Annotated in this window: 20 protein-coding genes; 10 read left to right on the top strand and 10 right to left on the bottom strand. The window is 34.4% G+C overall.

The features are described from left to right. Positions 1-141: 141 nt before the first annotated feature. From Q5N74_RS02495 to Q5N74_RS02480, 4 genes are all read left to right on the top strand, one after another. Positions 142-2685, top strand: a complete 2544-nt coding sequence (locus Q5N74_RS02495) for a TonB-dependent receptor (protein WP_304387112.1) — start codon at positions 142-144, stop codon at positions 2683-2685. Positions 2686-2696: 11 nt separating this feature from the next. Continuing rightward, on the top strand, positions 2697-4505 hold the full coding sequence (locus Q5N74_RS02490; protein WP_304387111.1) for a hypothetical protein: 1809 nt from the start codon (positions 2697-2699) through the stop codon (positions 4503-4505). An 84-nt stretch (positions 4506-4589) separates the two neighbouring features. Continuing rightward, entirely contained in the window at positions 4590-6230 is a 1641-nt protein-coding gene (locus Q5N74_RS02485; RefSeq protein WP_304387110.1) for an Ig-like domain-containing protein, read from the top strand. A gap of 105 nt (positions 6231-6335) precedes the next feature. Then, on the top strand, positions 6336-6773 hold the full coding sequence (locus tag Q5N74_RS02480; protein ID WP_304387109.1) for a hypothetical protein: 438 nt from the start codon (positions 6336-6338) through the stop codon (positions 6771-6773). 53 nt (positions 6774-6826) lie between these two features. On the opposite strand, the gene Q5N74_RS02475 is transcribed toward Q5N74_RS02480, so the two are convergent. After that, positions 6827-7882, bottom strand: a complete 1056-nt coding sequence (locus Q5N74_RS02475) for an endonuclease/exonuclease/phosphatase family protein (protein WP_304387108.1) — start codon at positions 7880-7882, stop codon at positions 6827-6829. Between the two features lie 135 nt (positions 7883-8017). Between Q5N74_RS02475 and Q5N74_RS02470 the strand changes: the two genes are divergently transcribed. The 4 genes from Q5N74_RS02470 to Q5N74_RS02455 all read left to right on the top strand — a co-directional run bounded on the left by Q5N74_RS02470 (position 8018) and on the right by Q5N74_RS02455 (position 13541). Next, complete coding sequence (locus Q5N74_RS02470; RefSeq protein ID WP_304387107.1) at positions 8018-10837, top strand: TonB-dependent receptor; 2820 nt, start codon at positions 8018-8020, stop codon at positions 10835-10837. 12 nt (positions 10838-10849) lie between these two features. Next, on the top strand, positions 10850-12286 hold the full coding sequence (locus tag Q5N74_RS02465; protein WP_304387106.1) for a DUF5689 domain-containing protein: 1437 nt from the start codon (positions 10850-10852) through the stop codon (positions 12284-12286). A 90-nt stretch (positions 12287-12376) separates the two neighbouring features. Beyond that, entirely contained in the window at positions 12377-13141 is a 765-nt protein-coding gene (locus Q5N74_RS02460) for a DUF2971 domain-containing protein (protein ID WP_304387105.1), read from the top strand. Positions 13142-13163: 22 nt separating this feature from the next. Beyond that, positions 13164-13541: a hypothetical protein gene (locus tag Q5N74_RS02455; protein ID WP_304387104.1), complete on the top strand. Its 378-nt coding sequence runs from the start codon at positions 13164-13166 to the stop codon at positions 13539-13541. A gap of 120 nt (positions 13542-13661) precedes the next feature. Here Q5N74_RS02455 and Q5N74_RS02450 read toward each other — a convergent pair whose 3' ends face one another. Continuing rightward, positions 13662-14630, bottom strand: a complete 969-nt coding sequence (locus Q5N74_RS02450; RefSeq protein ID WP_304387103.1) for an endonuclease — start codon at positions 14628-14630, stop codon at positions 13662-13664. A 75-nt stretch (positions 14631-14705) separates the two neighbouring features. Here Q5N74_RS02450 and hflX point away from each other — a divergent pair, with 75 nt between their 5' ends. Both hflX and Q5N74_RS02440 read left to right on the top strand, forming a co-directional pair. After that, on the top strand, positions 14706-15917 hold the full coding sequence (gene hflX / locus Q5N74_RS02445) for a GTPase HflX (protein ID WP_304387102.1): 1212 nt from the start codon (positions 14706-14708) through the stop codon (positions 15915-15917). A 12-nt stretch (positions 15918-15929) separates the two neighbouring features. Beyond that, a complete protein-coding gene (locus Q5N74_RS02440) occupies positions 15930-18185 on the top strand; it encodes a penicillin-binding protein 1A (protein ID WP_304387101.1) in 2256 nt (751 codons plus the stop codon). 61 nt (positions 18186-18246) lie between these two features. Here the strand turns inward: Q5N74_RS02440 and Q5N74_RS02435 are convergent, their stop codons facing one another. The 8 genes from Q5N74_RS02435 to sufD form a co-directional block, all read right to left on the bottom strand. Further along, complete coding sequence (locus Q5N74_RS02435) at positions 18247-19185, bottom strand: DUF3078 domain-containing protein (protein WP_304387100.1); 939 nt, start codon at positions 19183-19185, stop codon at positions 18247-18249. A gap of 113 nt (positions 19186-19298) precedes the next feature. Continuing rightward, the gene (locus Q5N74_RS02430; RefSeq protein ID WP_304387171.1) at positions 19299-19805 is read right to left on the bottom strand and encodes a DUF2480 family protein; all 507 of its coding nucleotides are present in this window, start codon (positions 19803-19805) and stop codon (positions 19299-19301) included. An 84-nt stretch (positions 19806-19889) separates the two neighbouring features. Next, positions 19890-20213 carry an SUF system Fe-S cluster assembly protein gene (locus Q5N74_RS02425; protein ID WP_304387099.1) on the bottom strand — a complete coding sequence of 108 codons (324 nt, stop codon included), beginning with the start codon at positions 20211-20213 and terminating at the stop codon, positions 19890-19892. A gap of 75 nt (positions 20214-20288) precedes the next feature. Continuing rightward, entirely contained in the window at positions 20289-20711 is a 423-nt protein-coding gene (locus Q5N74_RS02420) for a SufE family protein (RefSeq protein ID WP_304387098.1), read from the bottom strand. Between the two features lie 40 nt (positions 20712-20751). Next, entirely contained in the window at positions 20752-21180 is a 429-nt protein-coding gene (locus tag Q5N74_RS02415; protein ID WP_304387097.1) for a hypothetical protein, read from the bottom strand. An 82-nt stretch (positions 21181-21262) separates the two neighbouring features. Further along, positions 21263-22333: a zinc metalloprotease gene (locus Q5N74_RS02410; protein WP_304387096.1), complete on the bottom strand. Its 1071-nt coding sequence runs from the start codon at positions 22331-22333 to the stop codon at positions 21263-21265. A 155-nt stretch (positions 22334-22488) separates the two neighbouring features. Continuing rightward, positions 22489-23703, bottom strand: coding sequence for an aminotransferase class V-fold PLP-dependent enzyme (locus Q5N74_RS02405; RefSeq protein ID WP_304387095.1), 1215 nt, complete (start codon positions 23701-23703; stop codon positions 22489-22491). 150 nt (positions 23704-23853) lie between these two features. After that, positions 23854-25167, bottom strand: coding sequence for a Fe-S cluster assembly protein SufD (gene sufD, locus Q5N74_RS02400; RefSeq protein WP_304387094.1), 1314 nt, complete (start codon positions 25165-25167; stop codon positions 23854-23856). Between the last annotated feature and the right edge of the window lie 24 nt (positions 25168-25191).

Genomic DNA, 25191 nt, shown 5'->3' with positions numbered 1-25191 from the left:
CATAATTGCGAAAGGGCCATCATAAATTTAATTATGATGGCCCTTTTGAATTGTGTTAAAGTGTCATTATGTTAACATTATCATAATAATAGTAAAATATTTATGTGTATTTTTGCCCCGACTAATTTCAAATAATTAATTATGAAAAAAACTACGCATTTTTTAATGTACGCTGTAGTATTATTGTTTTCTACAGTTTTAATGGCTCAAAGTACTATTTCTGGAGTTGTGAAAGAATCAGGTAGTAATGTGCCACTTCCTGGGGCAAACGTTATTGAAAAAGGAACTACAAATGGGGTTACTACCGATTTTGATGGTAAATTTTCTTTAAAAACTCAGTCTAAATCTGGAGAAATTGTAATAACCTTCATTGGTTATAATTCCAAAACAATCACTTTTAGTGGTGATAAAGCGGTTGGAACTATTGAATTAGAGTCTAGTCAAGTAGGCTTAGGTGAAATTCAAATTATAGCATCTGTTGCTGTAGATAGAAAAACACCTGTTGCTGTTTCTACAATCAAATCAGAGGATATAGAACTTAAACTGGGAACTCAAGAGTTTCCTGAAATATTAAAATCTACTCCAGGTATTTATACAACTAAAACAGGTGGTGGTTATGGAGATGCGAAAACTAGAATTAGAGGTTTTCAATCCAACAACGTTGCTGTTATGATTAATGGTATTCCTGTTAATGATATGGAAAACGGAGCTGTATATTGGTCTAACTGGGCTGGTTTAGGTGATGTGACTTCAACAATGCAAGTGCAAAGAGGTTTAGGAGCTTCTAAAGTAGCAGTGCCTTCTATAGGTGGTACTATTAATATTATTACAAAAACAACCGATGTTGAAGCTGGAGGAAGTGTATTTACTTCTATAGCGAATGATGGTTATGAGAAATATGGACTTACTTATTCTACAGGTCTAAATGATAAAGGATTTGCTGCAACTGTTTCTGCTGCTAAAACTGAAGGAGATGGTTATGTAGACGGAACGGAATTTGAAGGGGTTTCGTATTTTGTTAATTTATCAAAAGAGATTAATGATGAACATAAAATTTCCTTTACAGCATTCGGTTCAAAACAACGACATGGACAAAGACAAAATAGACAAACAATTTCTACTTTCAAAGCTAGTGAAAGTGGTAGAAAATTTAATGCAGATTGGGGATATAAAGATGGACAGGTAACACATCAAGAAGATAACTTCTATAACAAACCTCAAATGTCTTTAAACCATTATTGGTCTTTAAATGATAATACATCAATAGCAACTGTAGCTTATGCATCATTCGGTAGTGGTGGTGGTGGTGGAATTGCTGGTGTTAATAAATTTGGTTTCAGTAATACTGGTTTCAGTGAATATAGAAAAGGGCTTTATGGTACTATCGATTTTGATAAAATTGTAGAAGAAAATAGTGCTAGAGGCGCAAATGGATCTGAAACGATTTTAAGAGCTTCTCGAAATGACCATAATTGGTATGGTGTTTTATCTACTTTAAAAACAAATTTATCTGATGATTTAGTGCTTTTAACAGGTATCGATTATAGAAACTATAAAGGAATTCACTTCCAGGAGGTTACAGATTTGTTAGGTGGTCAGTATTTCTTAGATGATAGTGACGTTAATAACCCAAATGCAGCTGCTAAAGTAGGAGATAAAAGAAGTTATTATAACGATGGTTTAGTAGGATGGTTAGGTGCTTTTGGACAGTTAGAGTATGATGTAGATACAAACTTCAACACATTCGTATCTTTAGCATTATCTAATACTTCTTATAAAAGAGTTGATTACTTTAATTATTTAGATAGCGATCCATTACAAGAAACCGATAATTATAATTTCTTAGGATTTAGTACAAAAGGGGGGGCGAATTATAGACTTGATTCTAACCACAATGTATTCGCTAATATTGGGTACTTTGAAAAAGCAGCTGATTTTGATGCGGTTTTTCAAGAATTTGATAATGAACATATCAATGAAGATGCTGCAAATCAAAAAATTCTAAGTTTCGAATTAGGTTATGGATACAGAAGTGATAAACTTACAGCCAATGTAAATGTATACAGAACAACTTGGAAAGATAGAACCGAAACTGCATCATTCCAACAACCAGATGGTACAAATGCATTTGCAAATATTTTAGGTGTAAGTGCGATTCACCAAGGCGTTGAATTAGATTTTATCTATAAAGCTACTGATAAATTAAATTTAACTGGAATGGTTTCCTTAGGAGATTGGAGATGGGGCAACAATGTAACAGATGTTCAAATTCTTGATGAAGATCAAAACTTAATAGAAACTGTAGATCTTTATATTGAAGATTTACACGTAGGTGATGCGGCTCAAACTACTTTAGCTCTTGGTGTAAATTATAAATTGACTCCAAAAACGAAGTTAATTATTGACTATAATTATTTTGGAAACCTTTATGCTGATTTTGACCCTAGTGATAGAGATGACCCAAACTCGCCTGATGCATGGAAATTACCTGATTATGGATTATTTGATGCTGTTATTAGTCATGGTTTCGATTTTGGACCATTTGAGGCAAATCTAGTAGCACGTATAAACAACGTGTTTGATACGGAATATGTAACGGATGCTTTTGATGGTACTTCAAGTACAGCATTAGTGTACTTTGGTACAGGTAGAACATTTAGTATTGGAGCCAAACTTAATTTTTAAAAAAAGAAATCATGAAAAATATATTTTTATTATTAACCGTTTTTTCAATGGTATTCACTTCTTGTGATCCATTAGAAGATATCAATGCAGAAATTGATGCGCAGGCTAAACCAATTGTTGGAGATGCTGAATACACTCTAACTGATGATGATTATGAAGAACTTAATCCAAATTATGGCAGTCTCAATTCTGAAGATGATGCCAAATCTGATATTCCGTCTTTATTAACTGAAATGTATCCTACTTGGGGAAATAAATCAACAGTTTCAGTTAATTATAAATTGTATATAGGGAATGCTTTTGGACTAAAAGATTATGGTTTAACACAGGCAGATTATACCCTAAGTGGAAGTAATTTATTAGGTTTTCAATCTGATGTAACTCCAGCAGATTATTTAGCAGATATTCTTATTGCTAAATATAGTACTCCTAAAGAAGGAGATTATGTGGCTGCATCATATTTCCAATATACGGGAAGTGCTTTTACTGTGACTCCTGCTGTTTCTTTTGATGAGAATTTTGATTATGGAACTACTACAGGAGATTTAACGACTATTTCAACTAATAAGTGGGCAAATCATTCTGGAGCTCCTAACCAATTGCAATATGTAACTAATAATTTGTCTATGGCAGATTATCCTTCTTCTAATATGGGAGGCGCTATGGCTTTATCTAGTGCTGATTCTGAGGATGTAAATAGTTCATTGACAACAATAATTACAACAGGAACTGTATATTCTAGTGCCTTAATGAATTTAAGTGAAGTTGGTGATGGAACTTATTTTTTCCACCTTATGGAAGAGGATGGCAGTTTTAATTATTCAGCAAGAGTTGGTGCTAAAAGTGATGGGGCCGGTAATATTTTATTTGGTATTGGTGCAAGTTCAAGTTCTTTAACTTACGGGACAACTCCTTTTAATTTAAATACTACATATCTTGTTGTTACATCTTATGATATAGCTACAGGTACATCTAATTTATATGTATTGTCAGCAGCTGAAGCGACGGAACCAGGTACCGCAGAAGCGACAAGTACTGGAAATGCTGGAAATTCTGCACAAAGAATCGGAATTCGCCAAGGAAATGGTGGTCCAACTGGAGTAATCGACGGTATACGTGTAGCAAATACTTGGTCGTCTCTAATGACTAATGACGTATTAGAAGATGAGGTAGTGGGAGCTAAAGTTTCTCATAAAGCAATCTATACTTTTACAGGTGATGCATGGGTAGTACCGGTTGCAGATCAGTTTTACTCAGTAAGTGATACAGATTTTGCTTCAATAGGTATTGAAGCTTTTGGAAGTTCTACTCAACCAAATAGCTATTTGCCTACTTTCTTGAATCTAAAATTCCCTTACGCTCAAGAGGGTAAAGAATTGAATGTATTGTATAATTATGTGTCTAGCTCTAGTGGTGCGCAGACGCGAGGTAATTTATATACTAAAAAAGATGGTGTTTGGGTAGCTTATGAATCAACTATTAATACTTCTTTAAAGTTTGGACACGATGGTACAACTTGGGTTCCAGATAATACCATTAAGTATACTTTAGTAAGAAATGGAGATTATGTGTATATAGCTTCTCAATTAACTAGTGCAGAATATTCTGGATTAATTGGAAACTTAGCACAATATGGTGATTTTGATTATAACTGGACTGAAGCACAAATTAATTTTGCTTTAGCAATATTCTTAGATCATTTAGATCCAAATGCGGAAGAAGGACAAAAGTATATTTTAACATACGTTATTTTTGATAATGGTGAAAGTGATTATCAAACAGGCTTCGTTAAAACCGGAGGTGTTTGGGTTGTACAATAAGAATTTATTACTAAAATAGTATAAAAACCACCTCTTTTAAGGTGGTTTTTTTTCTCTTCAAAGTTTAATTCATTTATTAATGTTATGAAAAAATTTAGTTTATTATTTCTAGTTGTTTTACTGTTCTTTAATTGCAGTAGTTCAGGTGAAGAAGATTCGCCAAAGCCAGACCCAACACCCAAAGGTGTTTCTATTGCGGTAGATGATAATGTTACAGCAGTAGAAGATACAGATTTGATTATTCAAAATTTATTATCAAACGATACTATTGTAAATAACGCGAAAATTACTGGTTTTGATTCAGTTACCACGAATCAAGGAAAAATAGTTGATAATAGAGATGGAACTTATACATATTCTCCAGCAAGTGGGTTTTTAGGTGAAGATACGTTTACATACACGATATGTGATAGAGAAACACCGCCAAATTGCTCTACAGCAACAGTAACAATAACTGTAACTGACGAAGGCGATCCAGTTGCTGTAGATGATGCCATTAGTGTAATTGAAAATACGACTATAGTCATTAATACTTTATTAGAAAATGATGATACTATAGACGGTGCTTTAATTGAATCTATCGATGTTTCTGCCACTTTAGGAAAAGTCATTTTAAATTCAAACGGGACGATTACTTATACTCCTCAGCTAAATTTTAATGGTGAAGATACTTTTACATATACTATTTGTGATAATGATAAGCCAAATAAAACCTGTGCAACAGCAACAGTAACAATAACAGTAACAGACGAAGGTAACCCAGTTGCGGTTGATGATGCCATTAATGTTTTAGAAAACACAGCTAAAGTAATTACTAGTTTATTAGAAAATGATGATATTATTGACGGTGCTGTTTTAAAATTTATTAATAGTTCTAGCTCCATAGGAACAGTAGTTTTAAATTTAGATGGCACTGTTACGTATGAGCCGCAAACCGATTTTATTGGCCAAGATACTTTCACATATACCATTTGTGATAATGATACGCCTAATAATTCTTGTGCAACAGCAACAGTAACAATTACTGTTTTAAATTCAATAAATTTTAATATACCAACAGAAATAAGGGACTATTATAATGGTGTTATATTTTCTGAAAATACAGATTTAATGTTTGAAGAGTTAGAAAGCATAACTGTTTCAAAACATACAAGTATATTGTCATACGGTCAAAGACATGAATATTTATACAATGCAGATGCCGATTTGACTAATACCGATAATGTGATTTTAATGTACACAAGTGAAAGTAGATATTGGAAAGAATACACATCAGGTTCAAATTCATATTCTCCACAAACTTTTAACACTGAGCATATATTTCCGCAGTCTCTATTAAGTACAACCGATGCTGTAACGGATTTACATCATTTAAGGTCTTGTGATTCAGGAGTAAATGGCCAACGTAGTAATTATAGTTTTACAACAGGTAGTGGAGCGAATCAATTAATTGGAGGAAACAGATGGTATCCTGGAGACGAATGGAAAGGAGATGTAGCAAGAATGGTTTTATATTTAAACATACGCTATGGAGAAGTAATTACCAAAGTAGGCACATTAGAAATGTTTTTACAATGGAACATTGAAGACCCTGTATCTGACTTCGAAGTACAACGAAATAATGTGATTTACGCAGCTCAAGGCAATAGAAATCCATTTATTGATAATGCATATTTAGCGACCCTAATTTGGGGTGGTACGGATGCTGAAAATAAATGGGAATAATAATATAAGTCACTATTTTAAGTTTTAAAAACCGCTTCTCAGGAAGCGGTTTTTTTATGTTTTAATTATTACATTTGTTTTTATAAATTTTAAATTATTTAATTCATGTACGATGTTGTTTTAAAGCTCCATTCTTATTGGGCATATCTAGTGTTTATAGTTTTAATTATTGCGGTTGTAAATGCCTTATTAAAAGTATTTGGAGATAAAGAATATGAACCTAAAGATTTTAGAATCGCTTTATTTACTTTAATCGTATCGCATATTCAATTACTTATTGGTATCATATTATATTTTGTTTCACCCCGATTCGATTTGTGGGCAGAAATGGGAGGTGAAGTTATGAAAAACTCAATAGCACGTTTGTATTTAGTAGAGCATCCATTTGTAAATATTATTGCAATTGCATTAATTACAATAGGTTATTCAAAACATAAAAAGAAACTAACGTCGCAAGCAAAGTTAAAACCAATCGCTATTTTCTATTCTTTAGGTTTGGTATTGTTATTATCAAGAATTCCTTGGAGTACGTGGTTAGCCTAGAAACAAAACAAGCGACTTTTAAGTCGCTTGTTTTGTTTTAACAGAAAGTGTTTTTAAGGTTTCACTTCCTTTATAAGGTAAACGTAAACAGGAAAGTGGTCGCTAAAGCCATCATTAAAACCACTTTGTGAAAAACTACGCTTTGGGTAGCCTTTATAGGTGCCCGCTTTCTCAATTAAATAGTTTTTATTGTAAATGCCTGCTTTGTACAATTGAAACGAACTATAATCTTTTTCAAGCAACGGTTTGGTTACTATTATTTGGTCAAATAAGCTCCAAGCATCTCTATAGGCTGTTGTGCCCAGGCCTTTCTTATAAAAAGCTTCAAAAGGGTTGTAAAGGCCTTTAAATAGAACTTTGTCTTTATCTTTTTCTGGATTCAAAATGGCTTTTACACTTTCACTTGTTGGGTCATCATTCAAATCGCCCATAATAAAAACCTTTGCATAGGGGTCAATTATAATTAAAGAGTCTACCACATGTTTGGTTAATTTTGCCGCAGCTATGCGCTTAGGTTTGCTTTTAGCCTCACCACCGCTTCTAGAGGGCCAATGGTTTACAATAACGTGAATAAGCTCTTCTTCTAAATAGCCACTCACCAGCAGTTGATCTCTGGTATAAACTCGTTTGCCTGTTTGGTCATCATAAATTTTTAATTCATGACTGCTCGTAGAAATAGGCGTGAATAGTTTTTTCTGGTATAATAGAGCGACATCAATACCTCGAAGATCTGGTGAATCATAATGAATTATACCATAATCTATACTTTGTAATAAGCTATCATTAACAAGGTCTTCAAGTACGTCTCTGTTTTCAACTTCACAAACACCAATGATGGCAGGCGAATTATTGCTGACTTCTTTCCCAATATTGGCTAAAACCAGTGCCATATTTTTAACCTTTTTTTTATAAACGATGTCTCGGTTTGTGTTTATGGACATGATGGGGCTAGATTCGTCAAACTTTGTCGGGTCGTCCATGGTGTCGAACAAGTTTTCTAAATTATAGAAAGCGAGTGTGTGTATTTTGTAAAGCTTTTTGTCTTGCGAGTTGGCTTTAGTAAATAGAACTAATATGAAAGCTAATAAATAGAATCTAACTTTTTTCATGAGTAAAAAAGGGCTTTATTTTTTTGATGTAAAATTTAAATCAATTTTAAATAGTAATCAAAAAATAATGTAAGTTTATGTTTATGAAACAAAGGGGTTTTTAACCACATTTAATTTATAATATTTAATTGAAGGATGAAAAAAAGATGGTTTGCTTTTTTGTTCAGTTTATTTTCAATTTTTATAGTTTTCGCACAACAAACCATTATTAAAGGGAGTGTGAAAGATGCGTTATCTTTTGATGCTATTCCCGATGTTTCAATTAGTATTGAAGGCACAGACCAATTAACTCAAACTGACGCAAATGGTGCTTTTATATTTTCTGCTCACATCCCTTTGGGAGAACAAATCATAAAAATTTATAAAATAGGCTATCAAACGAAGCGATTTCCCGTCGTGGTTAACCTTAATAGAACGGTTAATATTACAGACATGACCTTGGATCTTGATGTTACAAGTACTCAAGATTTGTTTACCATTACCCTTTCCGATGATGAATTGAATGATGATAACAGCGGGTCTGATAATATTTCGGGATTACTAGCAGCGTCTTTGGATGTGTTTCAGCGTACGGCCGCCTTCGAGTTTAGCGCTGCATTTTTTAGAGTGAGAGGTTTAGATTCTGAAAACAGTACCGTTTTATTGAACGGTATAGAAATGAACAAACTTTATAATGGGCGACCACAGTGGAGCAATTGGGGAGGCCTAAATGATGTGTTGCGTAATCAAGAACTATCCACAGGTTTAACGCCCTCTAATTATAATTTTGGAGGTGTTTATGGTTCCACTAATATCAATACGAGGGCTTCAGAATATCGCAGTGGTAGTCGGGTTACCTATTCCGCGTCTAACAGAAGTTACGCAAATCGATTGATGGCTACTTACGCTTCGGGTTTGCTAGAAAACGATTGGGCATTTGCCTTTTCTATAGGCAGACGTTGGGGTGATGAAGGCTATCAAGATGCGACGTTATACGATTCTAATTCCTTTTTTACTTCCGTAGAAAGGAAAATTAATGATAAACATAGTCTCAATTTCACGGGAATTTATACGCCTAATAGACGTGGAAAATCATCACCAAATACGCAAGAAGTTTACGATTTAAAAGGGATTAAATACAATGAATATTGGGGTTGGCAAGATGGTGAAAAACGAAATTCTAGAATGAAAGAGGTTGATGAACCTATTTTGATATGGAGTCATTATTGGACTGTTAATAAAAAAACAGCCATAACTACTACGATGGCTTATCAATTCGGGAAACAAGGGAATAGCCGTTTAGATTATAATGGCACCGATTTGGTAAATGGCTATCCCGAAGGCGGAGGGTCTAACCCGAGTGCGTCTTATTATCAAAAATTACCAAGTTATTTTGAGCGTAATTTTCCTAATGATTTAGGATTTGCTTACACCGCACAACAAGAATTTTTAAATAACGGTCAAATTAATTGGCACGATTTATACAGTGCAAACATCAGTAATTCGGCACAAGGAGGTCACGCCGTTTATGCTTTATATGAAGATCGTGTAGACGACAAACAAGTCACCTTTAATTCTATATTAAATTCTCAAATTAACGAGCATGTTAGTTTTAATGCCGCGGTGAATTATAAAACACTAAAGTCTAAAAACTATGCCAAGGTACTCGATTTATTAGGAGCGAATAGTTATTTGGACGTAGATGGGTATGCCAACGATTTTGTAAATAACCCTGACGCGATTCAAAACAATTTACTTAACCCGAATAGAATTGTTGGTGTGGACGACAGGTTTAAATACAATTACAATATCCATGCAGAGGTGTTTGGAGTTTTTGCGCAGTCACAATTTAAATACAATAAGGTGGATTTTTATGTGGCCGGAAATGTAACGCGTACCAAGTATCAAAGAAATGGTGTTTATGAAAATGGCTCATTTCCTGGTGAGCAATCATTCGGGAAAGGTGATGAATTGAACTTTCTAGGTTTCGGTTTGAAGGGTGGGACGACCTATAAAATTACAGGAAGGCATCTGCTAGATATTAATTTGGGGTACGTTTCTAAAGCGCCATCCATTCAAAACACGTATTCCAATTCAAGAGAAAACCATAATGTGGTCCCTCATATTTCCGAAGAAAAAATAAACAGTGTCGATGCTAGTTATATTTTTAGGTCGTCTATAATGAAAGCCAAACTTACGGGCTATTACACTCAAATAGAAGATGCGAACGAAATCTCATTTTTCTTTGCAGATGGTATTGGTGCCATTAATGCTTTTACCGAAACGGGGACAGGTGAAGAAGCTAATTTTGTGCAAGAAGTGCTTCAAGGTATTGAAAAGAAACATCTTGGTGCCGAATTAGGAATTGAAGCCCAAGTAACACCAACCATGAAACTGAAAGGGGCCTTAGCAGTGGGACAGTTTACCTATAATAATAACCCGAATCTATATGTCTCTTCAGAAGATTTTACCAATGTGTATTTGGGAAAAGCTCATTTAAAAAACTACAAACTGGCTGCGGGTCCGCAATCCGCCTATTCTGTTGGTTTTGAATACCAAGATCCCGATTATTGGTGGTTTGGTGCAACGGCAAATTTTTTCAGCAATACTTATATTGATATAACACCATTAACCAGAAGTTCAAATTTTAATACAGATGTAGATGGGCAACCTTTTAATGATTATGATGAAACTCAGGCCAAAGCATTATTAAAACAAGAGCGGTTTGATGGTTATATGCTTGTAAACCTAACAGGAGGGAAGTCGTGGCGCATTAAAAGTAAGTATGTTGGGTTGTTTGCGAGTGTGAATAACCTTTTAGATGCTGTTCATAAAACAGGCGGATTTGAGCAATCTCGAAACGCGAATTTTAGAGAAATAAGGGATGATATAGCATTGGCAAAACCCGTATTTGGTTCAAAGTATTGGTATGGTCGGGGTACGACTTATTTTGTAAATATGAATTATAGATTTTAAAATAAAGGGATTATGAATAATATATTTAAATTTCTAATATGTGTTTTTGTTGCCATTAGTATGCCTGCATGTGTGCAAGATGATGACTTCTCAATTCCAGATACGCTTATTAAAGAACCTCATATTCCAGCGAGTAGTCTTACTACTTTCAAAGCGATAGTTGAGCGTTATGAGCAAGCTGTTAACGGTGGAAATACCACTGTTTTAATTAGAGATGAACAGGATTTGTATATTCAAGGTTATGTTATTTCGACTGATAAAGGCGGCAATTTTTTTGAAGAATTAATTATTCAGAATAAAATAGATGCAAGCGATCCTGAAAATGACCCACGTTTAGGACTAAAGATTGAAATAAACACCAGTAGTTTATATAATACCTTTGAAGTTGGCAGGAAAGTATATGTAAAACTAAACGGATTAACCATTGGATTATCTAACGGCGTGATCGCTATTGGTACGGGTGATTCGAATAAGCTGAAACAAATTCAAGCATCAGAATATCGTAAAATCATTTTAAGAGGTACGGAAGTTGCGACACTAACACCTAAAGCTGTTAGGATACAGGATTTAACAAGTAGAGATGAAAACACACTTATTCAGTTAAATAATGTACAAGTGAATCGGTTTGATTTAGCATCCACTTATGCAGGTGAAAGCACCGATGAATTTGATGGATTTCGTATCATAGAAAGTTGTGATTCGGGAGTGTCGATGTTGATGCAAACTAGCACGTTTGCCGATTTTAAATCGCTAATTGTTCCGCAAGGAAAAGGAACCATACAAGGTGTTTTTGGGAGAGATTATGGAGATGATTTTAATGTAATTATGATTAACAGTACCACCGATATTAATTTTAATACACCAGAACGCTGCGACCCAATGGAATTGAATTGCGGACTTGCTGCTACTCACGGAACGAGTAATTTATTCTATGACAATTTTGAAACACAAACAAACAACAAACCCATTACAGGCAAAGGTTGGACCAATTATATAGAAGCAGGAACGAAAGCGTGGGAAGCGTATTCTTCTACATCCACAAACGCATCTTTAGGGCGTTCAGCGAGACTTCAGAGTGCTAGTTCTGGTGATGCTAGTAATATCGCTTGGTTAATTACACCCGCTATTAATTTAACGGGTAAAATGGGGGCGACACTTCGGTTTAAAACCTCAAATAGTTTAGCCGATAGTAGTTTTTTAGAGGTTTTGTATTCTTTAGATTGGGATGGGACAGCAGCGAATATTAAATTGGCTACTTGGGGCGTATTGTCTGCTGCTTATGTAGTGAAAGATTCCGATTCTTTCGTGCCTTGGTTTAATTCTGGAAACGTCGATTTAACTTGTGCTTCCGGAAACCTCCATATTGCGTTTAAATACACCGGAAGCGGGCAAGAGGCTTTTGATGGTGTTTATGAGTTGGATGAGGTAAGTGTTGATTATATGCTGTAGTGTTTAAGAAATATATTTTCTGTTATTCGGAAATGATTAGTTGATATGGATTAAATTTGTCTATATATAATAGGTTAGGTGTTATACAAAATGGATGATGAAATTAAAAAGGCTGGACGACCATACGTATTTAGGTTTCGACCAGATTCTGACCGAACAATAGACGAAATAGTTAATAATTATATTTTTTTTGCAGATCGAAATTCATTGAATGACCCATTTGATTCAAGCCCAGAACTGGTTAGATTAACTGAAAATTCAGAAGAAATAGCAAAATTTTATGACTTAATTTCTGAGAGCATAACTGATAAAAAAGTAAAAGAATACTTTAAGTCGGAATACACTACTGAATCTCTTCAAAAATATGCTCAAAGCAAGGTTTTAGACTTAATTTTGGAATTTGGAATTGCTTGTTTTTCAATGTATATTATGAATATGCCACTTTGGGCAAATTATTCAAATAATCATAAAGGAGTTTGTTTACAATTCAATAGTGATATTGATAAAGATTTTTTCACCATTTTAGGTCCCGTTCAATATCAAGAAGAGTTAAGTCAAATGGAATTTATGCCAATTACAAGTGAAAAAGAAATAGGAAAAGTTTTTTTCCGAAAGGATAAAAACTGGGGATATGAAAAGGAAGTTCGTTTACTCAAAAATTTTAAACGCAAATCTAAATTTAACAAAAACGCATTAAGAAATGTAATTTTGGGATACAGTGCTGATTATCAATATGTAAAAAAAGTATTTTACGATGTTAAAAACAATTATGCTAATGTTGGAATTTATAAACTAGAAAAACCTACTACCTTTGGAAAATTAACTTTCACTAAAATAATTACGTGTCCTAAATAATATTCTAACTAAAACCCAACCAATGAGCACCTTCGATTCCCTTTTCTATAGCATTTTTACTTTTTTTAAACCCAAATACAAACAAAAATCGAATAGTATTGCTATTGCTTATATTTCGATATTGCAATGTGCTTTATTATTGTTTTTGGGTATTTTCTTTGCGAAGTTTTTTAACCAGATGAATATGAGTACCATGAGCAAAGAAAAGGCTTGGACGCTTTTTGTTTTGGTTTCCTTGTTTGTGTTTTTTAAAAATTGGATGCAATACACAGGTAAAAGACGTATGATGATAAAGGCTAGAATGACCAAAAAGGCAAGTCCTCAACATAATATTTGGTTGCTTTTGTTGTTACCTGTTGGAGTGATTGTATTGGCGCTTATTCTTTTTCAAGCAGCATAGGCTATAACAAGCCACTATTCGTCATTACAAGTAGGTGTGACTGAAGTAATCTTATTAATTGAAGTTATTCATTTCTTTGCAGAACAACAGATTGCTTTGTTCCTCGCAATGAGGTAAGCATCACCTTTTAAAAATAGCATACACCGGAAAGTGGTCACTATAACCGCCTTGGTATTTTTTGCCAATGTAAGTTCTGTATGGTGTGCCTTTAAATTTTCCGTTAAAGAGTTTTAAAAAATCTTCATCAAAAATATTAGCACTGTCAAATTCTAACTTATTGGGTGTGCTTTCAAAAAAGTTAGTAGAAAAAATAATCTGGTCGAATAAATTCCACTGGCGGTTGTGCATGGTAGTGCCTCGACTAAACGAACGCAAGGTATCCATGGGGTTGTAAAGGTTTGCTGTTTGAACCAAATTTTTAATACTATTACTGGAAGGGTCGTCGTTAAAATCTCCCATAACAATAATTTTTGCTTCTGGATTTTCTAAGCGTAAATTGCTGATAATTTCAGCGACTTTATGTGATGAAGCCATGCGTTTTGGTTCCGTTTCTTTTTCGCCCTCGCGTCTAGACGACCAATGGTTTACAATAACGTGAACCGCTTCACCATCTAAAAAGCCGGAAACCAATAGGATGTCTCTGGTGTAATCAGGCATGCCCTGTTCATTGGTTAAATGAATTCTAAAAACTTCAGAATGTGATACTTCAAATGCAGTAGTGTCATAAATTAAAGCAACATCAATACCGCGTTCATCTAATGAATCGTAGTGTACATAAGCGTAATTGCAAGTTTCTAAATGCTTATAAGCTATTAAATCTTGAATTACTTTAGCGCTCTCAACTTCGGCTAGCCCAACAATAGCGGGGTGTTTTCCTGTTTCTTTCTTTCCTATGCTAGAGATAGCGAAACTTAATTTCCTGAGTTTATTATCGTAGCGTTTTGGTGTCCATTTTTTTACCGAAGTAGGCAGGAAATCATTGTCATTCGTACGTTTATCATCTAATAAATCAAATAAATTTTCAAGATTGTAAAACGCAAGGGTTTGCAAATCGTGGCGTACTTCTATAGCTTCTTGGGAGTCTGTCATAAATCAAAATAATCACTAAAAATATAAAAATTAAAATGGATGCAATTATGTAACTTTGCATATTACCTTTATTTTATGATAGAAAAGAAAGATGTTACCTTGGAAAAGGCTGTTTTAATAGGTGTTATTACAAAAGCACAGGATGAAGTTAAATCTCAGGAGTATTTAGACGAGCTGGAGTTTTTAACCTTTACAGCTGGTGGTGAAGTGATAAAACGATTTACCCAAAAAATGGAAATGCCCAATCCTAAAACTTTTATAGGAACCGGTAAAATGGAAGAGGTGCGAAAGTTTATTGAAGAAAATGAAGTTGGTACCGCTATTTTTGATGATGAATTATCTTCGGCGCAAGAACGCAACATAAGTAAAATTCTTAATTGTAAAGTATTAGATAGAACCAATTTAATACTCGATATTTTTGCACAACGGGCACAAACCAGTTATGCTAGAACCCAGGTTGAATTGGCACAATGCGAATATTTGTTACCGAGATTACGTGGTATGTGGACGCATCTTGAACGTCAAAAAGGGGGTATTGGTATGCGTGGACCTGGTGAAACAGAAATTGAAACCGATAGACGTATTGTACGTGATAAAATCGCCTTACTTAAGGATAAACTAAAAACGATTGACAGACAAATGTCTGTACAACGTGGTAACCGTGGTGCTATGGTGCGTGTTGCCTTAGTGGGTTATACGAATGTTGGAAAATCGACGTTAATGAATGTGGTAAGCAAAAGCGATGTTTTTGCTGAAAACAAATTGTTTGCGACTTTAGATACAACGGTTAGAAAAGTGGTGATTCAAAATTTACCTTTTTTATTGAGTGATACCGTTGGGTTTATTAGAAAACTACCAACCCAATTGGTTGAAAGTTTTAAAGGAACGCTTGATGAGGTACGAGAAGCTGATATGTTATTGCATGTTGTTGATATTTCACATCCAAATTTCGAAGAACACATCGAGTCTGTAAACAAGGTATTAGGTGAAATTAAAAGTGCCGATAAGCCAATTATTATGGTGTTCAACAAAATTGATGCCTATAAAGCAGAGCCTTTAGATGACGATGATTTAGAAACGGAACGTAGTTCGAAGCATTATTCACTTAATGAATGGAAAAGTACGTGGATGAGTAAAGTAGGTAACAATGCCTTGTTTATTTCAGCATTGAATAAACAAAATTTAGAAGATTTTAAAAAGCGTGTTTATGATGAGGTTCGCGAAATTCACATCACACGTTTTCCTTATAACAAATTTTTGTACCCCGACTACGAAGATATGAACTAGTTAAAACCGAGTATGGAGTTAATAAAAAGTGTATTGAAAAATAAATGGATAAAATGGGGACTTGTTGGTTTTGCTGCCATTTTAATTTTTTTTGTAGGTCTTTATATTAGTATTTATTTAGGTGTTTTTGGGAAAGTACCAACCAGCACAGAACTTAGTTCCATCAAACAGGAAGAAGCTACTCAGGTTTTAGATCAAGAAGGCAAGCTAATAGGTAAATATTATATTTATGATAGGCAGCCTTTGCATTATGAAGATTTTCCAAAACACCTTATTGATGCCTTAGTAGCTACGGAAGATGTTCGTTTTTTTGAGCATGATGGCATCGATAATATTAGTTTAATGCGGGTTTTTGTAAAAAGCATTTTGCTAAGAGATAAATCTGCTGGCGGAGGAAGTACTATCACCTTGCAACTTGCTAAAAATCTATATGGTAGAAATAACTATCGGTTTTTTAGCATGGTGATTAATAAGTTTCGAGAAGCCATTATTGCAGAACGGATTGAAGCTATTTATTCCAAAAAAGAGATTTTAACCATGTATTTCAATACGGTTCCTTTTTCTGATAATACTTATGGTATTGAAAGTGCTGCTCGTAAATTTTTTAATAAACCCGCATTTCAGCTCACAAAAGATGAAGCTGCTACTTTGGTGGGTTCCTTAAAAGCTAACAATTATTACAACCCTAGATTAAATCCTGAAAGAAGTGTAGACAGGCGTAATGTGGTGCTTAACCAAATGGTAAAGTATGGCAATATGCCACAAGATTCTGCGGCCTTTTATGCAAATAAACCTTTGGGACTGGATTATAAATCTTTTAACCATGATGTAGGTGTTGCGCCTTATTTTAGAGCCCAGGTTAAAAAGGAATTGGCTGCCATTTTAGATAGTATTAAAAACCCAAATGGCGAACGTTATGATTTGTATCGTGACGGATTGATAGTTCATACCACTTTAGATGTTGGGATGCAGCAATTGGCAGAAGAAGCCATGAAAGAGCATCTTACCGTGTTACAAAATGATTTTGAAACATCTTATGGAAATTATGCGCCTTGGCGGACCAATAAAAAGCTTATTGAAGGTGCTTTTAAAAAATTACCACAATATATGCGGTATAAAGAAGCAGGCTTGTCTGATTCACAAATTCGAGATTCACTTTCAGTAAAACGAAACACAGAATTGTTTGGCTGGAAAGGAGACACGATAAGAAAAATGAGTGTTTTAGATAGTTTGCAACATTATCTGAAGTTCTTAAATACAGGTATGCTAAGTATTGAGCCTAAAACAGGCGCTGTTCGTGCTTATATTGGAGGCATTGATTACCGTTATTTTAAATACGACCATGTATCACAAAGTGAACGTCAAGTTGGTTCTACTTTTAAACCTTTTGTTTATACAGCTGCCATTGAAAATGGGATGAAACCGTGCACCTATTTTTCTTTAGCTGAAGTGACTTATAGTAATTATAATGATTGGACGCCTTCTAATTCTGGTGGTGAATCTGAAGACCCATATCTTAATTATAATTTGGAAATGGCTTTGAGTAATTCCGTAAATACGATTGCTGTAAAAGTTTTAAATGAAGTCGGAATTCCGAAAGTAATAGAACAGGCTAAAAAATTAGGAATTAAAAAAGACTTACCAAACTTACCTTCCATCGCCTTAGGGGTCACCGAAATTAATTTAAAAGAACTTACAGGTGCTTATGCCAGTTATGTGAATAGCAGCAAGCCGGTAACGCCTTATTGTATTACGAAGGTTACGGATAGAAACGGGAAGGTTATTGCATCCTTTAAGCCAAAACATACAGAACCCGCTTTTAATGATTATACAAGGCAGGTGATGCTGGAAATTATGAAATCGACAGTTAATAAAGGTACGGCTTCAAGATTAAGAAGTACTTATGGGTTAACCAATGATATTGCAGGGAAAACAGGAACAACCCAAGATAATAAAGATGGTTGGTTTGTGGGTATTACTCCTAACTTAGTAACGGTTACTTGGGTAGGAAACGATAATCAAGCCATTGGTTTTAAAACAACAGGATTGGGTCAAGGAGCTAATTCAGCTTTACCAATTTTCGCGAAATTCTACACCAAATTGAATAAAGATTCCCAATACAATTTTATAACAAAAAGCTATTTTGAAAAACCGACAAATGACGTGATTTCAGACTTGGACTGCCATGAAGAAAAACGCGATGGTTTTTTCAAAAGGATATTCAGTAGTAAAAAGAAGGAACGGAAATTTAAAGGCAACAAAAAGTAATTAAACAAAAAAAACGCACATCGAAAGACGTGCGTTTTTTGTTTGTATAAAAGGAGAATTATTAGAATTTATAACTCAAACCTAAAGTGTAATAAGTTTGTAAATCGTTATCTACAGTTTCAAAAGTGGCAGTTGGGTCGCCTCCATCAACTATAGGAAGTTTTCTTGTATAGTTTAAAGCTTCTTGCTTGTTATTTCTTAAGCCAAAATCGAAACCAACACCAATCATTTTCCAAAGTGAGTAGCTAAATGAGTTTGTCCATGTCCAGTTAGAGTAATCGCTACTTTTGTAGCTTTGAAACATAGAAAGGTTTGTTTTGAAATTCACGGCGTTAATTTGTCTGGTGTAATCGGCCACAATTTTAGCGCCCAAAGACGATTCGAATACAGTGTCTTCTTTACTAAATACAAAATTGTAGTTTAAAGGGTGAATTACCACTATTAAATTGTTAATAGGTGTCCAAGTAGCACCAACGCCCAAATCTAAATAACCAGGGTCGTTAAAGTTGTCTAAAAGCGTGGTTCTGTATTCCATCAACCCAGAAGCTGCTAATGTTTTAGTGATGTTTCTTCCGTATAATGATGATATATTAAAAACATCTGTTGTCGGGTTGAAACTATCGTCATCATTTAGATCGTCTTTATCGTCCAATTTAACCCAATTCAAATTGGTTGTTAAGGCATTTCTCCAAAAAAACTTTTCTTGAATTAAGTTAGCATAACCATTAAAAGTGAAGCCTATATTTCCAGATGAATTATTCGGTGCACTCTGTGAATACCAATTGTTGAAATTAGATAAAGTACCACCAATAGTACCAAAAGCCCCAGTTCTCCAGCCAGGTAAGGCATCTATCTTAGCTTGTAAAGCTTTCGCTTCTGCTTGAAATGCTTTGGCTTTGGCTTGTTTTTCAGATTTTTGAGTTTCAAGTTCTTCTTTTGTTTGTGCGTTCAGCATCGCCATACTGAAGAGTAAGGAAGCTAATAAAAAGATTTTTTTCATTTTTTGAGTTTTAATAAGATGTGCAAATATAATTTTAAAATGCAAAAATAGTAATTTCGTACTAAAAACTTTACAGAATTAAGTACGAAATTAAACTAATATGATAAGTGTTTTTATTTGTTTTTATATAGAGGGACAGACGAGCAAGCTTCACCGTACATAATAGATTTTGCTACCGGTTTTAATTTTGAAGCAAGCATAATATACGCGTTTTGAGGCACGGGTTTTTTTGAACAACCTTTAATAATTAAAGGTTTGTTTTTAAATTCTGAAATATCTAAATTATTTATAACATCTTGATATATAGAAGTTTCTAAAGATTCAAGATTGCCTATAAGGGCCTTTTTCACAAACGGTTCTAATTGAATGCTAATAAGCATATACGCCCAACCAGGTATAATCGCATCGCTACTGCAAGTTAAGGCTACAAAACAATCTTGGTATTGTGACCAATCATGTTCTGTAACTTGGGCTCTAAAATCTTTTTCACGTAACACGAAACCTTCAAATAGCCAATCTTTAATATCGAAAATAGTACGCTGGCCTTTTGGATAGTAATCTTCAAGGTTAATGGTAACAAGTACACTATTCGCAACGCGATTTATAATTTCATTTGACATATAATCGGATTCTAATTTCTTCAAAGAAGAAGGACAGCGTTTTTTTTATTTACTAACTATTAAATACTACGAATGGATAAGGAATTATAGCATTCCTAATTCCAACTTCGCTTCTTCACTCATTAAATCTTGAGTCCAAGGCGGATCGAAAGTAATTTCAACTTCAGCGCTTTTTACAGCGTTTAATGATTTTACTTTTTCTTCAACTTCCAAAGGTAATGTCTCTGCTACAGGGCAGTTTGGAGTTGTTAAAGTCATTAAAATTTTAACGTCAAAATCTTCATTTACAAATACATCATAAATTAAACCTAATTCATAAATGTCTACAGGTATTTCTGGATCGTAAATGGTTTTTAATACGTTTACTATTTTTTCACCTAATTCGGTGGTATCGATTGTTTCGCTCATTTTTATTAATGTTTAATTGTTGATTTGTTAAGGCGTTTATTAGTAATTAACAAATAAACGATTCAACGAATAAACTTATTTTAATTGTGTTTGGTATGCAATAGCATACATTTTAAGTTGTTTTATCATACTCACTAAGCCGTTAGCTCTGGTAGGTGATAAATGTTCTTTTAGCCCGATTTTATCAATAAAATCCATATCGGCAGCAATAATATCTTTAGGATGCTGGTTTGAAAATACACGTATTAAAATAGCAATAATACCTTTGGTGATAATCGCATCACTATCGGCTGTAAATTCTATTTTATCATTCTGCATTTCGGCATGAACCCATACTTTACTTTGGCAACCTTTTATAATGTTGCTGTCGGTTTTGTATTGGTCGTTAATTAGGGGTAAATCTTTCCCCAAATCAATCATATATTGGTAGCGTTCTTCCCAATCTTCAAACATTGAGAATTCGTCTATTATTTCGTTTTGTATGTCTTCAATAGTCACAAGCACTAAATTTTATGCAAAAATACAACAACAAATCTTGCTATTCAATGTTTTCTGAAATAGATAGCATTTCTTTAACAAGTTCGGCTATTTCGTGATGTGGGTTGCCATGGTCGAAGCTTGGGGTTTCATAGGTTTTACCCTCATAAGTTATTTTTAATTTCCCTATGGCGGCACCATCAAAGAGGCGGTTTTCTGAGGGTGCTTTTAAATTGGGTAAGTTTTCAATATTTATTTGTTTCAGTGCCTGAAGTATATAATCCCAATTGGTGTCGTCACAAAGTTTTATAATAGGGGCTACTTCTCTTAAAGATGCGTATGTAATAGTTTTTTTGTTGATTTTAATAACTTTGTATAAGCCTCTAGACATGGCTGAATACTCTACAGTTATAGAATCTTGGTTAATGTGTTGTTGTGCACAACCATTGTTTATGGTAAAAAGCGTTATAATAAAAAATAGGATTTTCATAGGTTTAAATTTAGGTTACTATACTTAATAATACAAAAAAGACGCCAAATATGGCGCCTTTTTACTATTTATTATGGAAGGATTAATTTCCTGCCATAGTTGCTCTTGCTCCGCCAGAGGTGAAAAGAGCGCGCATTCTGTTTCTTTGGCCGTCTGTAAACATGTACATGCAGGCGTCATCGGTATAATCCATATAATTCATAGTCATATCGGTAGTGCTACAATTTACTGTTGGGAATGAAGGACATCCGTAATTAGCACCGTCTGAACTTGGTGTATCTACAACAAAATCATCTTGTTTACATCTACCATCACCCCAAATGTGACGTAAGTTTAAATAATGGCCAACTTCATGAGTCGCTGTTCTTCCTAGGTTGTATGGTGCTGCCGATCCACCAGGTAAACTAGAGTGAAGTAGTACAACACCATCTGTGGATAAATTTCCACCAGGGAATTGTGCATAACCTAAAATACCACCTCCAATATTACAGATCCAAATATTTAAATGTGTTTGGGGTGTAATAGGCGGGTATGCTGCTTTTACGGCATTGTTTGTTCCCCAAGACGCTGTATTATCATTATATCTTGCTGTTCCTGCCAATGTGAAGTTAATATTGCTGTTTGTAGCATCGTTAACAAAGTTCGTCGCACCAGAAGGTAGCTGATTGGTGTTTGGGTTATTAAAGTCGCTAATAAGCACGTTTAGTTGTGATTGTATTTGGGAATTACTCACATCATTGGCGTTTGGTAATACAATATGAAAATAAACAGGAATGTTTACCGTACCTAAACCATCTTCTATAGGTAGTACATCAACATCTGTTTCTCCACCGCCATTTCCTCCGGGTTTACCTCCGCCGGTGGGCTTGCCTTTCGCGTTTATAAATTGTCTGGTATGGTATTCAACATCATACATTTTCTTTTCTAAACCGGGATTATCCATCAACTGCTTGTTCAGCACGTTCATGGTGTAACAAGATTTAGTTGATTTTTTAGAATTGACAGATTTTGCAATTTCGTTTTCATTAAAATCGGTGAAAACATAAAAGTCAGTCATATCAACTTCTTGTTGTTGAGTAATCTCATTTTTGTCGTTGTCACACGCTGTAAAAGCCAAAGCCACAGCAGCCATACTTAAAAATAGTTTTTTCATTTTTAATATAAATTTGAATTAGTCGATGTTCAAGATATATTAATTTTAGAAAAAACCTGTGATTTTGACAAAGTATTTGTTAATTATTCGACAAAACGTAAGTTTTTGTTAAATAGTTAACAGAAATGTGAGTTGAGTGGTTTTAATAAAGCGTACTAAGAAAGCATCATTTTAGCTTTTTTAACGGCAGCAACTAAAACATCAATTTCTGCTTTTGTGTTGTAAAATGAAAAGGAAGCACGCACCGTTCCGGGAATTTTATAAAAAGCCATAATTGGTTGTGCGCAGTGGTGACCTGTGCGAACTGCAATTCCTAATTTATCTAAAATAGTACCAACATCATAGGGGTGAATACCTTCTAAGTTAAAAGAAATAACAGAGGTTTTTTCTTTTGAAGTACCGTAAATTTTTAAGTCTTCAATTTGTAATAATTGCGTGGTAGCGTATTCGAGAAGCTCATGTTCGTAGTCTGAAATAGCATCGAAACCAATATGATTCATATAGTCGATGGCGGCTCCAAAAGCAATACCACCACATATGTTTGGCGTGCCTGCTTCGAATTTATGAGGTAAATCTGCATAGGTAGTTTTTTCGAAAGTCACTTCGGCTATCATTTCGCCACCACCTTGGTAAGGCGGTAGTTTTTTTAGCCAACTTTCTTTCCCGTATAACATACCTTGACCTGTTGGTCCGCACATTTTGTGTGCAGATGTTACATAAAAATCAACATCCAATGCTTGTACATCTGGTTTGATATGCGGACAAGATTGTGCGCCGTCAATTAAAACTGCAGCACCTACTTGGTGTGCTTTTTCAATAATATATTCAATAGGATTGATGGTTCCTAAAGCATTTGAAATATGATTTACAAAAACAAGTTTTGTGTTTTTTGATAGGAGTTTGTCGTACTCGGCCATAACCAATTCACCTTCTTGGTTCATGGGAATGACTTTTAAAAGAGCGCCTGTACGTTCACAAAGCATTTGCCACGGGACAATATTACTATGATGCTCTAAAGCTGAAACAATAATTTCGTCGCCTTTTTTTAATAGAGACGAGAAACCGTTGGCCACTAAATTAATTCCATGGGTTGTGCCAGACGTGAATATAATTTCATGCGCAAACTTGGCGTTTACATGGGCTTGTATTTTATATCGCGCTTGTTCGTATTTATCGGTAGCTTCTTGGCTTAACGTATGAACACCACGATGTATGTTGGCGTTGTAGTTTGAGTAATAGTCTACAATAACATCTATAACCTGTTGTGGGGTTTGTGATGTTGCTGCATTATCTAAATATACTAAAGGTTTGCCATTTACTTTGCGAGAAAGGATGGGGAAGTCTTTTCGAATGGTTTCTACGTTGAACATAGGGTTGTGTTTAGCCCCGATAGAAGCGGCATCCTTTTTTGCTCTTTTTTAAGCAAAAAAGATATAGCGGATAGCGGGAAATAGCTTCAAAAAAATATTATTAAAGTGTATATAAAGAAATTCCCTCTTTCGAGGGAATGGCCATATATATTATAAATCGAATCCGATATTAACGCCTAATTTGTTGGCGATAATTTTAGTAATGCGCTGTTTAATTTCGGGAATTTTAACCGAATTTAATACGTTATTACTAAAGGCATACATTAAAAGTGCTTTGGCTTCTTTTTCTGGAATACCACGAGATTGCATGTAAAACATCGCGCTTTCATCAAGCTGTCCAATGGTACAACCGTGAGAACATTTCACATCATCAGCAAAAATTTCTAATTGCGGTTTGGTGTTTATAGTTGCTTTATCGCTTATTAAAATATTGTTATTAGCTTGAAACGCATTGGTTTTTTGAGCTAATTTTTCAACAATAATTTTTCCGTTAAAAACCCCAGTGGAACTCTCTCCAAAAATACCTTTGTAGTCTTGATGCGATTCGCAGTTTGGTTCGATGTGGTGTACTAAAGTATTGTGATCTACATGTTGTTTATCGCCAATAATTGTAACCCCTTTTAAGATCGATTCGATACGTTCACCTAATTGATAAAAGTTCAAATTGTTACGAACTAACTTGCCGCCAAAAGAAAACGTGTGCACAGATGCAACACTTTCTTGCTTTTGTTTTATAAACGTATTGTCTATAAGCGTCGCGTTTTGGTTGTCGTTTTGAATTTTGTAATAGTCGACAATGGCGCGTTTGTTTGTAAAAATTTCGGTAACACTGTTTGTTAAAACAGGATTATCGGTTAAACTTTGGTGACGCTCTATAATTTGTACATGCGAATTCTCGTCTACCACAACTAAGTTACGTGGTTGTAACATGGTTGCCGCTTCACTTCCTGTTGAAAAGTAAATGATTTGAATAGGCTTCTGTACTAACTTGTTTTTCGGGATATGAATGTATGCACCTTCATTTGAAAACGCTGTGTTTAATGAAGGTAAGCTATCTTTAGTAGCTGCTTTATTAAAATAGTTTTCAATAACTAAACGGTATTTTGGTTTGGTTAAGGCTGAAGACATTAAGCACACATCTATACCATCGTGCGTGGTTTGAGATAGGTGCGAAGAATATTTTCCATCTATAAATACCACATTATAGGTGTCTATATCATGAATAAAATATTTTTTCACTTCGCTATATTCTATCGCATTTTCCTTTTTAGGGAATACGCTATAATCTTGCTTTAAAACACTATTTAAAGAGGTGTATTTCCAAGCTTCTTCCTTTTTAGAAGGAAAGCCTTTTTCTTCAAATATTTTGATAGCTTCATTTCTAACATCGTGCACGTAGGTATCTGTATCTACTTGGTTTTCGAATGCTAAAAAGGATGCTGTTAATTTTTCTTTTAAATCCATTTCGTTCAGTTTTCAGTTTTCAGT

It is taken from the genome of Mariniflexile sp. AS56 (genome assembly GCF_030552475.1).
Taxonomy (GTDB): Bacteria; Bacteroidota; Bacteroidia; order Flavobacteriales; family Flavobacteriaceae; genus Mariniflexile.
Note: the sequence above shows the minus strand (reverse complement) of the source record. Positions and strands in the feature narration are given on the sequence as shown.

Excerpts from the sequence above, each read along its gene's own strand:
- Q5N74_RS02450 (WP_304387103.1), bottom strand. The coding sequence starts at position 14,630 with ATGACAGACTCCCAAGAAGCTATAGAAGTACGCCACGATTTGCAAACC.
- Q5N74_RS02410 (WP_304387096.1), bottom strand. The coding sequence starts at position 22,333 with ATGAAAAAACTATTTTTAAGTATGGCTGCTGTGGCTTTGGCTTTTACA.
- Q5N74_RS02495 (WP_304387112.1), top strand. The coding sequence starts at position 142 with ATGAAAAAAACTACGCATTTTTTAATGTACGCTGTAGTATTATTGTTT.
- Q5N74_RS02470 (WP_304387107.1), top strand. The coding sequence starts at position 8,018 with ATGAAAAAAAGATGGTTTGCTTTTTTGTTCAGTTTATTTTCAATTTTT.
- sufD (WP_304387094.1), bottom strand. The coding sequence starts at position 25,167 with ATGGATTTAAAAGAAAAATTAACAGCATCCTTTTTAGCATTCGAAAAC.
- Q5N74_RS02475 (WP_304387108.1), bottom strand. The coding sequence starts at position 7,882 with ATGAAAAAAGTTAGATTCTATTTATTAGCTTTCATATTAGTTCTATTT.
- Q5N74_RS02465 (WP_304387106.1), top strand. The coding sequence starts at position 10,850 with ATGAATAATATATTTAAATTTCTAATATGTGTTTTTGTTGCCATTAGT.
- Q5N74_RS02425 (WP_304387099.1), bottom strand. The coding sequence starts at position 20,213 with ATGAGCGAAACAATCGATACCACCGAATTAGGTGAAAAAATAGTAAAC.
- Q5N74_RS02440 (WP_304387101.1), top strand. The coding sequence starts at position 15,930 with ATGGAGTTAATAAAAAGTGTATTGAAAAATAAATGGATAAAATGGGGA.
- Q5N74_RS02480 (WP_304387109.1), top strand. The coding sequence starts at position 6,336 with ATGTACGATGTTGTTTTAAAGCTCCATTCTTATTGGGCATATCTAGTG.
- Q5N74_RS02405 (WP_304387095.1), bottom strand. The coding sequence starts at position 23,703 with ATGTTCAACGTAGAAACCATTCGAAAAGACTTCCCCATCCTTTCTCGC.
- Q5N74_RS02455 (WP_304387104.1), top strand. The coding sequence starts at position 13,164 with ATGAGCACCTTCGATTCCCTTTTCTATAGCATTTTTACTTTTTTTAAA.
- Q5N74_RS02430 (WP_304387171.1), bottom strand. The coding sequence starts at position 19,805 with ATGTCAAATGAAATTATAAATCGCGTTGCGAATAGTGTACTTGTTACC.
- Q5N74_RS02490 (WP_304387111.1), top strand. The coding sequence starts at position 2,697 with ATGAAAAATATATTTTTATTATTAACCGTTTTTTCAATGGTATTCACT.
- hflX (WP_304387102.1), top strand. The coding sequence starts at position 14,706 with ATGATAGAAAAGAAAGATGTTACCTTGGAAAAGGCTGTTTTAATAGGT.
- Q5N74_RS02435 (WP_304387100.1), bottom strand. The coding sequence starts at position 19,185 with ATGAAAAAAATCTTTTTATTAGCTTCCTTACTCTTCAGTATGGCGATG.
- Q5N74_RS02460 (WP_304387105.1), top strand. The coding sequence starts at position 12,377 with ATGGATGATGAAATTAAAAAGGCTGGACGACCATACGTATTTAGGTTT.
- Q5N74_RS02485 (WP_304387110.1), top strand. The coding sequence starts at position 4,590 with ATGAAAAAATTTAGTTTATTATTTCTAGTTGTTTTACTGTTCTTTAAT.
- Q5N74_RS02415 (WP_304387097.1), bottom strand. The coding sequence starts at position 21,180 with ATGAAAATCCTATTTTTTATTATAACGCTTTTTACCATAAACAATGGT.